Consider the following 2,101-nt stretch of genomic DNA (forward strand, 5'->3'; position numbering starts at 1 on the left):
AATGGCGGCATTCCGCCTCGGGGGGATCTTTTGTTTTTGTTATTATTTTTGTTCGCTTTGTTTACTTGGGACACAATCGCGAAAATAATAACCGCAATCACATAAATCCAGCTCATGGGGTCTCATCTCCCCTACTCGTTGTGTTCATTATTTACTGCTCTTGGAACCGTCGTTATCCTGATCGCCCATCTTGCCGAGCGAACCGCGCATCTGGGTATCGGCTTCGATATTTTTCAGATTCATATAATCCATCACGCCGATTTGACCTCCGCGAAGCGCCTCGGCCATAGCCAGCGGCACCTGGGATTCGGATTCGACGACCAAGGCTTTCATTTCGACGACGCGGGCCTTCATTTCCTGCTCCTGCGCAACGGCCATTGCTCTCCGTTCCTCGGCCTTCGCCTGGGCAATCCGCTTGTCAGCTTCAGCCTGTTCCGTCTGCAGGTAAGCGCCGATGTTCTTGCCTACATCCACATCCGCAATGTCGATGGACAGAATTTCAAACGCCGTTCCGGCGTCGAGCCCTTTCTGAAGCACGGTGCGGGAGATCGAGTCCGGATTCTCCAGAACATCCTTATGCGAATTACTTGAACCTACCGTCGTTACGATACCCTCGCCGACACGGGCGATGATCGTCTCCTCACCGGCGCCGCCGACAAGCCGGTCGATATTGGCGCGAACGGTAACGCGTGCCTTGACCTTGACTTCGATCCCGTCGCGGGCAACGGCAGCCACGGTAGGCGTCTCGATTACGCGCGGGTTAACGCTCATCTGCACCGCTTGCAGCACATCGCGTCCGGCCAGATCAATCGCAGCCGCCCGGGTGAATTCCAGCGGAATATCGGCCCGCTGCGCGGCGATCAGCGCATTGACGACACGATCGACATTGCCCCCCGCCAGATAGTGGCTTTCCAGTTGGTTGATGTTAAGACCCAGGCCCGCCTTGGTTGCTTTTATCAAAGGATTAACGATCCGGCTTGGCGTTACACGGCGCAGCCGCATGGCGACCAGTGTAATAATGCTGATTCTAACACCGGACGCCAGAGCGGAAATCCACAGCATAACCGGAAAGAAGCTAAGAAAGACGCTCAGAGCAATGATCACGACGACGGCGATCAGCAGGATGGTTATTAAGGATGCTTCCATTGTTATATCTACCCTTTCTGCCTATAAATATTGAATTTACACACTAACACTTCCATGAGTTTACCTTATTCCCGAATTTCCTTCACCACAATTCTGCCGCCTTCCACTTTGACAACGGAAATAGGAGTATTCACACCGATGAATCCGCCTTCCGTGACCACATCAAGACGTTCGTCTGCGATTAGCGCCGTGCCTGCCGGACGAAGCGGTGTGATGCTTACCCCTCTCTGGCCTACGAGATCCAGCTTCTCGGGGGCGGGAATGAAACCCTTCTCCTTGCTCAAACTCTCGCTGAGAATAAACCGATTCCAGATGCCCCGGTCCCTGAAGGCTACCGCAACAATGATAATGACCACCACGGCGGCAGCAAAAGCAATGCCCAAGCTGAACAGCGCATGCGTAAAGCTGTAGGCGGCTCTTACGACGCCCGCAATCAGACTGATAGAGCCCAGAACCCCCAAAATGCCGAAGCTCGGAACGAACAGCTCAAGCACCATCAGAACGAGGCCAATGATGAACAGCAGCCAAGTCTCCGCACCGGCAAATCCCGCCACATAGTTTCCGAAGAAATACAGGACGAAGGCCAGGGTTCCCAGGATGCCCGGAATCCCGAATCCAGGTACAAGCAGCTCGATGACCACTCCGGCGATCCCGATAAACAGCAGAACGGTCATGACGGCGGGGTGGGTCAGAAAATGCGACAGCTTTTCCGCACCGGTATGCTGCACTCGGAAAATATCATCGGTTGAATAACCCATCCATGCCGCAGCTGCCTCCGGCGAATCCTTGACGGTGTCGGCGTAGCCCGCTTTCAGCGCCTGATCGCTGGTCAAAGCGATAATCTCTCCCTTGCTCTTATGGACGCCCAGCTCAGGCTTGTCGACGACCATATCGATATCCGTCATTCCGGCCGCGATATCCGGATCGCGTCCATTCAACGCCGCCGCTCCCGCCA

The 2,101-nt window shown here is 54.8% G+C and carries 2 protein-coding genes; both read right to left on the reverse strand.

What is annotated here, in order from left to right; genetic code table 11:
• Positions 1–147: 147 nt before the first annotated feature.
• Entirely contained in the window at positions 148–1,146 is a 999-nt protein-coding gene (gene floA, locus L691_RS0114690) for a flotillin-like protein FloA (protein WP_036737140.1), read from the reverse strand.
• Positions 1,147–1,211: 65 nt separating this feature from the next.
• On the reverse strand, positions 1,212–2,101 hold an 890-nt coding region (locus tag L691_RS0114695; protein WP_025691245.1), incomplete at its 5' end, for an NfeD family protein.

Origin of the sequence: Paenibacillus zanthoxyli JH29, assembly GCF_000520715.1 — a bacterium.
In the GTDB taxonomy this organism is placed as follows: Bacteria; Bacillota; Bacilli; order Paenibacillales; family Paenibacillaceae; genus Paenibacillus_AQ; species Paenibacillus_AQ zanthoxyli.